Origin of the sequence: Flavobacterium sp., assembly GCF_024305175.1 — a bacterium.
Classification (GTDB): domain Bacteria; phylum Bacteroidota; class Bacteroidia; order Flavobacteriales; family Flavobacteriaceae; genus Flavobacterium.
On record NZ_JAMWYY010000036.1, the window covers coordinates 21852 to 29496 of the forward strand.

The 7645-nt window shown below is 41.8% G+C and carries 6 protein-coding genes; all 6 read right to left on the bottom strand.

What is annotated here, in order from left to right; translation table 11 throughout:
• Positions 1–33 precede the first annotated feature (33 nt).
• Entirely contained in the window at positions 34–2340 is a 2307-nt protein-coding gene (locus Q0K96_RS09905; RefSeq protein WP_297333833.1) for a PBP1A family penicillin-binding protein, read from the bottom strand.
• Positions 2341–2344: 4 nt separating this feature from the next.
• Entirely contained in the window at positions 2345–2833 is a 489-nt protein-coding gene (locus tag Q0K96_RS09910; protein WP_297333834.1) for a gliding motility lipoprotein GldH, read from the bottom strand.
• Positions 2817–4160 (bottom strand): regulatory iron-sulfur-containing complex subunit RicT, encoded by a 1344-nt coding sequence (gene ricT, locus Q0K96_RS09915; RefSeq protein ID WP_297333835.1) that lies wholly within the window; start codon positions 4158–4160, stop codon positions 2817–2819. Before ricT ends, Q0K96_RS09910 begins: the two co-directional genes overlap by 17 nt.
• A gap of 246 nt (positions 4161–4406) precedes the next feature.
• Positions 4407–5759: a rhodanese-related sulfurtransferase gene (locus Q0K96_RS09920; protein WP_297333836.1), complete on the bottom strand. Its 1353-nt coding sequence runs from the start codon at positions 5757–5759 to the stop codon at positions 4407–4409.
• Positions 5760–5860: 101 nt separating this feature from the next.
• Positions 5861–7282, bottom strand: coding sequence for a hypothetical protein (locus Q0K96_RS09925; protein ID WP_297333837.1), 1422 nt, complete (start codon positions 7280–7282; stop codon positions 5861–5863).
• On the bottom strand, positions 7282–7645 hold a 364-nt coding region (locus Q0K96_RS09930; protein ID WP_297333838.1), incomplete at its 5' end, for a hypothetical protein. The genes Q0K96_RS09925 and Q0K96_RS09930, both read right to left, overlap by 1 nt.

Genomic DNA, 7645 nt, shown 5'->3' on the forward strand with positions numbered 1-7645 from the left:
TAAAAAAACGCCTTCTTTTGAAGGCGCTTACTATTAAAAGTTAAATTCATCTATCTCCAGTTCCACATCGGTGGTGTCTTTCACGGCAGGCTTCCAGCAATCTACTTTAATAGAAAGATTATCAGGCCGCTCAAACGGTTTTTGGGAAACGTTGAGGTTATCGTCTGCATAGCACTTTTTCATGAAAATACCCCATATCGGTAATGCCATGGTAGCGCCCTGCCCATAGGTAAGGCTCTTAAAGTGTGCGGAACGGTCTTCGTTACCTACCCACACACCTGTTGCCAGGTTAGGTACCATGCCCATAAACCAGCCATCGCTCTGGTTTTGTGTTGTTCCCGTTTTACCGGCTATAGGGTTAGTAAGGGCATACGGATAACCCGTCATACGGTGATAGCCTGTGCCTCCGGCACCGCCCCATCTCAGCCTTCCGCCCGAACCTGTTTCGGTTACGCCTTCCAGCAGTTTTATTACGGCATAGGCCACATCTTTACTTATTACCTCGCGTGTTACAGGAGCATTGCGGAAAAGCTCTACCCCATTCTTATCTTCTATCCGGGTAATAACCATTGGCTTAATGTACATACCCTTATTGGCAAAGGTACTGTAGGCCGCCACCATTTCCCTTACAGTAATTTCGGCAGCACCAAGCGCTATTGCAGGCTGTTCCGGTATATTAGATGTTATTCCCAGTTTCTTGGTAAGATCAACCACCGCTTTAGGTCCAACCTGGTCTATCAGTTTGGCAGAAACGGTATTTATAGAATGTGCCAGTGCATATTTTAGCGTAACCGGGCCTTCAAACTTCCCGTTTGAGTTTTGCGGGTGCCAGTCGGCATCAATACCATATTTACCTTTAGGCATGCTAAATGGTGAATCTATAATAGTATCACAAGGTGTATAGTGCAACTGCTCTATGGCGGTGGCATATACAAAAGGCTTAAAGGTAGAGCCTACCTGCCTTGCACCCTGCTCTACGTGGTCGTACTTAAAGTGCTTGTGGTCTATACCGCCCACCCATGCCTTAACCTGTCCGGTTTCAGGATCCATACTCATAAGCCCTGCCTGAAGGAAGTGCTTGTAATAGCGTATAGAGTCTAATGGGGTCATTATGGTATCGCGTTCGCCTTTCCAGCTAAACACACGCATTTCTGTCTTTTTGTTGAATGATGCACGTATCTCGTCCTCGCTTTTACCGGCTTCGCTCATTATCCTCCAGCGTTCGCTGTTCTTCATGGCACGGTCGAGTATCCGCTTGGTTTCATCTTCAGATATCCTTACAAATGGTGCATTTTCATTTTTCTTCTGCCCTATAAAAAACTCTTCCTGAAGGTTTGCAAGGTGGTCTTGTACCGCTTCTTCAGCATATTTTTGCATGCGCGAATCTAACGTAACATATATTTTAAGGCCGTCACGGTATATATCATACTCGCTTCCGTCTTCTTTCGGGTGTTCCTTAACCCATTTTTTCATGAAGTCGCGCAGGTATTCCCTAAAATAAGTAGCTATACCTTCATTGTGGTTTTCAGGGTTAAAATCTAGCTTATAAGCCTTGTCTTTTAATTTATCTTTAACCTCGGGTTTTATAAAGCCGTTCTTCACCATCTGGCCTAATACGGTGTTACGCCTGTCGGTAACAATTTCACGTCTTGATTCCCTTGCTGGGTTATAAAGTGACGGATTTTTAAGCATACCCACTATGATAGCCGACTCTTCTACCGTAAGGTCTTTGGGCTCTTTACCGAAATAGGTTTTAGCCGCAGAGCGTATTCCCACCGCATTATTTACAAAATCTACCGTATTGAGGTACATAGCAATGATTTCCTGCTTGGTATATTGCCTTTCCAGCCTTACCGCTATAACCCATTCTTTACCTTTTTGTATAATACGCTCTATAATATTCTTAGAACCCTCACCATGAAAAAGGTTTTTTGCAAGCTGTTGGGTAATGGTACTGGCACCACCGCTGCCACCAAGTGTAAATACTGCCCTTAGCGTGCCGCGGGCATCAATACCGCTATGGTCGTAAAAACGCTCGTCTTCGGTAGCTACCAGTGCCTGCACAAGGTGCTGTGGCAAATCGGCATACTTAACCGGAGTACGGTTTTCAAGGTAAAATTTACCGATGGTAACCCCGTCAGAAGAAATAATCTCTGTTGCCACATTACTGTCAGGGTTCTCCAACTGGTCAAAAGATGGCATGTGCCCCAGGGCACCCCATGACGCCAAAAGGAAAAAAAGTATTACCGATATAAAGCCGACAATGAATATTGTCCAAAACATTTTTATGTATTTAAAAAATGTATTGCCTTCAGTATTATTTGATTTATTTGTTGCCATTGTATTATTCTGTAGTCTCTATGCGAAATCCAACTTCCATAACTCCTTCAAGCTCCTGTACGCCCGGTACCTGGCCTGCTTCCCTTACCGCCTGCTGTATGTTTACCTTATACTTGCCCGGTGTGGGGAAACGCTGCTTTTCTTTATACCAGAGCTTGCTTTCTTTAATATCCGTCATACCTTCTCCCAAAAGTGTGCCATCGGCTTCAGCCATCTGGTACTCCAGCGTATCAACCTGGGTAACATCCGTTCCCGGCTCCTGCATTTCTACAATAAGGTACAGGTTACTGAACGGGTAATCGTTATTATTCCTGATGTTGATAAACATGTTATACAACCTTACGGTATCCTGCTGCTCAAACTCAAAAGATACTATGCTGTCTTTATTCCAGGTTCCATCAAACTCCTTATATTCATCAAATACGCGCTTTTTATCGCACGAGCAAAACAGCAGTAAAGCCGCAAATAAAAAAATGCTATGCCTTATTTTCATTCCCCGGATTTTGCTTTTTAGGGTTATTATTATTCTTGTTCCTGAACTTTTTATTTTTACCGCCGCCCTGTGGCCTGCCGCCTTCTTTTGCCGGTTTTATAATATTGTCATTGTTGCCGTTGCTGTCCCTGTTCTGTTTTTCTCTTGCAGGCCTGTCTTCTTTATTACCCGGCTCTGCTGTAACGGGATATTTCTTGTTTTTATTGCCCGGCTTTTTGCGGCGCTTGGGCTTATCAAAGCGCGTAAGGCTGTCCTGCCCCACGGCATTCTGGAAGTTCTTTTCAACTTCTTCTTCAGATGAGGCCACCTCAAGCACAAAATCTTCTAACGAAGCTACTTTTTGCCTGTTTTTGTTAAGTTCTATAATCTCCTTAACCTGATCGGCAGAGATCATGTGCCAGTGTGCGGTATCATTAGCATAGGCAAACCACATGTGCCCTTTAAAGATATCTACCTTCTGGCAGTAGGCATCGCCTTTCTCGGTATATAATTTGGTATCAAGATCCGGAAGGCCCTTAATAGCATCAAGATAAGTATCTAACTCATAATTAAGGCAGCATTTAAGCTTACCGCACTGCCCTGCCAGTTTTTGGGGGTTTAATGAAAGTTGCTGGTAGCGCGCCGCCGAAGTATTCACACTCCTGAAATCTGTAAGCCAGGTAGAGCAGCACAACTCGCGCCCGCAAGAGCCCACACCACCAAGGCGTGAAGCCTCCTGGCGGAAGCCCACCTGCTTCATTTCTATCCTGATGCCAAACTCGCGCGCGTAATCTTTAATAAGCTGTCGGAAATCGACCCTGTCATTTGCAGTATAATAAAACGTAGCTTTGCTGGCATCTCCCTGAAACTCAATATCCGATATTTTCATTTCAAGGTTAAGGCGTATGGCAAGCTCACGTGCTGTAACCTTCATCGGCTCTTCGCGCTCTCGTGCCTCGCGCCACACGTCAATGTCCTTCTGGCTTGCTTTGCGGTACAGCTTGGGCACTTCGCCTTCAGAGTTTACCCCCTTCTTTTTCATCTGTATCTTAACCAGCTCGCCGGTTAAGCTTATAATACCGATATCGTGCCCCGGAGAAGCCTCTGTAGCTACAATATCACCTATGCTTAACGTTAAATTCTCTGTATTGCGGTAAAACTCTTTACGTCCGTTTTTAAAGCGCACCTCTACACAATCAAAAGGTGCCTGGCCCCCGGGAAGGCTCATGTTGCTCAGCCAGTCGAAAACCGAAAGCTTATTGCAACTGTCCGTTCCGCAGGTCCCGTTATTTTTACATCCTCTGGGCGTTCCGTCTTTAGAACCCGTAGAACAATTTGTACATGCCATAATTTTAAATATATATAGTGGTCGCGGCCGTAGCCGCTACTCTGTTGTCAATAACGTTTAAGTGGGTAAAGATAGTATTTTTTTATGTTAAAAGCCGAAAATGCAAAAGCCCACGCAATCAGGCGTTTGCCTCTTGATTTATAACTGCTTACCACAACTTATATTACCTTACGCTTTCAGCGGGAATAAAAAAAGCCCCCGCCTTGCGGCAGGGGCTTTATACGGTATCAATTTAATGTGCAGATACTAATCCAGCAGCCTGTACAGCTTATCTGACAACCTTACGCGGAACGGCACATTTATAGTAACCTTGTCCCCGCTTTGGGCTATATCGCCCGGCTGACCGTTTACGCGCATACCCTCTACTACAAGCTCCTGCCTGCCGGTTGTAGGCCCGGCGATAAGAATGCGGTCGCCGGTTTTAATTTCGGCGCAGGCGGCAAACTGCCCCACGCCTGCTTTTGTATAATAATGCTCCGCTTTGCCGATAAGTATTTTCCTTTCGCGTTTGCGCACCTGCTTTACTTTTGGCGCGGCTGCAAGCAGCGTATCGCCAATAGCCTCTCCCGACTTTTTATAGGTAAGCGCCGCCGATTTCCCTTTCTTAAAAACCTGGTTACCCTTCATAATGCCCCTGCGCCTTGCCTTTTGCTCTTCTTCCGGAAGGTGTATTACTTCCACACATTCGGTAGAGCAGCAGCCCTCCATAGTGGCGGCACACTCCTCACACTGAATAAACAGCAGGTGGCACGCCTCATTAGCACAATTGGTGTGCGTGTCGCACGGCTTGCCGCACTGGTGGCACTGTGCAATAATATCCTCGGTAATGCGCTCGCCCAAACGATGGTCGAACACAAAGTTTTTACCTATAAACTTGCTTTCAATACCTTCTTCCCTAATCTGGCGGGTATATTCTATAATGCCGCCCTCAAGCTGGTAAACATTTTTAAAGCCTTTGTGCTTAAAAAATGCCGAAGCCTTTTCGCAGCGTATCCCGCCCGTACAGTACATAAGCAGGTTTTTATCTTCTTTATGGTCTTTAAGCTGTTCTTCAATTATCGGCAGCGACTCGCGGAAGGTATCTACATCAGGGGTAATGGCGCCTTTAAAGTGGCCCACTTCGCTTTCGTAATGGTTACGGAAGTCTACCACAATTGTATTAGGGTCATCCAGCAGGGTATTGAACTCTTTTGCTTTCAGGTGAATGCCTTTATTGGTTACGTCGAACGTTTCGTCGTTAAGGCCGTCGGCTACAATTTTATTGCGGACTTTAACCGTTAGCTTAAGGAACGACAGGTTGTCCTGCTCTACCGCCACGTTAAGGCGAATGCCTTTCATAAAGTCGTAACTTTCCAGATGGTCTTTAAACTCGTAAAAGTTATCGGCAGGGAGCGAAAGCTGGGCATTAATACCCTCTTTGGCTACATAAATGCGCCCGAGTACATCCAGTTTGTTCCATGCCAGGAAAAGTTCGTCGCGAAATTGTTGTGGGTCGGTAATGTTGGCGTAGGTGTAGAAAGACAGCGTAAGGCGCTGCTTGCCGCTTTCCTCAATAAGGGCGGCCCTTTCTTCTGCGCTTAAAGTGTTATACAGTTGCATGCTATCACAATTTAAGTAAGAAATTATTTTTCAGTATGTCGTGCAACCCCTATCGGCGGGATTGCGGTGGCAAAGGTATAGATTTTATGGAATTGGGCAAATTACATTGGTTTTTTCCAATAAGACGATGCCTTTACGTATCTTGGATCTTCAGTTTTTATACCATAAGAGACAGCTTTTTCATCGAAATTTACTTTGCTTGTTAATATATCTTTGTATTTACCAATATTATCGTATTCAAGTAAATCCTCGACAACATTTCTGTAAACAGCATTTAGACCTTTTCTAGGTGCGATATCTTTCATAAATTCTAATTGTTTGATTCTTATATCAAGTTCTTTAGGTATGCTAACCGAGCCTACAATCGGAATCCAGCTCCACAAAAATTTTAATTGACTTAAGCCAACCCCTTGCCCCTGACCTAATCCATACTTATTCTCAATTTTTGAGAAGCAATTATTTAAATCTGAAATCAATAAATTAATCTCTTTGGTAAACTTTTTTCTTTTCCCATCATCTGCCATAAGATTTAACTCTCTGAGTTTATTCCGAGCTTCGACAAAATGTTTATTATTTCTCTCATTTAAAGCAGCCGGTATAATCTCTAGGGGATTACCTGTTTTTTTTGCAAAATATGCCGCAAACAAGGGCACATCGAATGCCAATCCAAAATTCTGAGATTCATTTAGAATATTATTTAAAGATTGCTTTGACATTTGATTTACAGAATTGAAAAAACTACCAAAAACCCCTAAATTGTAAGAAGGATATATTCTTCGAATAATATTTTGCAGAAAAGACTGTCTTATCGGTTGTAAAATTAAATCTGAATATAAATATTCAGCTGTCAAAGTATAAAACGCGGTTCTCTGAGATATCCAGTTTAAGCTAGAAACTAATGCTTGAAATTGCTTTGAAACACCTTCGCCGTCAATAGAATTCAAAACTTTTCCTGTTTCTAAATCTACATCTAATTCATTACCATATTTATCAAACAATACTGGTTTTTTTGTGTTTAAAGGTAGTTGCACCTCATACTGCTCATTATTTTCTTTAAATAAAAGTGAATGTAAAACTGAAAAATGTTCATGATTTAAGATAGAATTCCCTAAAAGCATCTTTTGTGTTAAAAAAAATTTGCTTGAAGACATATCCCAAGTAAATTGAAAGTTCATATGCAGTCCTTCAAAATATTCTTTAAAATCTGTATCCGATATTTTGCCAGACTTTATTGACAAGGAAATATCGTGAGTAATATCATTAGCACTTGTTACAAATTGGTCATAATTAAAATAAGATTTAGAAATGAATCTAATATTTGGAAAATAATTAATCCTATTGTACCTATATTCTTCTTTATAATCATCGATACAAAGTATTTCATCATAAAACAATATTGCTTGTATATAATTTTCAAATGCTAAAATATCATTGTCAACTATATATTTATTTTTAACTATAATTTCTCCCAATAGCCTCTGAATCCCCGTGAGTGTTGAATTATCTATAAGTGCATATCTCATTAGCAATAACAAATTTTATTTTTACCATGAATTTTGACCTTTAATAAGTTCCTCTGTAGAATCTGGTAAACTACTTCCATTGGATAATCGTTTGGTATTGTAGTAACCGCCACCGATAGTGTTACCTCTAACTCATCCCAAACAATTTGTAACAATCCAAAAACCAACGCTTTAACATTTTCGAAATCTCCATTAAAAGTAAACATAAATTCATCCCCCCTTAGATTATAATTTTTCTGCAAGAATGGTAATTGGTTAATCATGGAATCAATACTATTCAAAACAGTATTTCCTTTTTCATAACTATATACTATGTTATAATTATGAAAATTATCGATATCGGCTAAGACTACAGTTTTTAAC

Coding starts and splice junctions, on each gene's coding strand:
- Q0K96_RS09905 (WP_297333833.1), bottom strand. CDS start 2,340: ATGGCAACAAATAAATCAAATAATACTGAAGGCAATACATTTTTTAAA.
- Q0K96_RS09910 (WP_297333834.1), bottom strand. CDS start 2,833: ATGAAAATAAGGCATAGCATTTTTTTATTTGCGGCTTTACTGCTGTTT.
- ricT (WP_297333835.1), bottom strand. CDS start 4,160: ATGGCATGTACAAATTGTTCTACGGGTTCTAAAGACGGAACGCCCAGA.
- Q0K96_RS09920 (WP_297333836.1), bottom strand. CDS start 5,759: ATGCAACTGTATAACACTTTAAGCGCAGAAGAAAGGGCCGCCCTTATT.
- Q0K96_RS09925 (WP_297333837.1), bottom strand. CDS start 7,282: ATGAGATATGCACTTATAGATAATTCAACACTCACGGGGATTCAGAGG.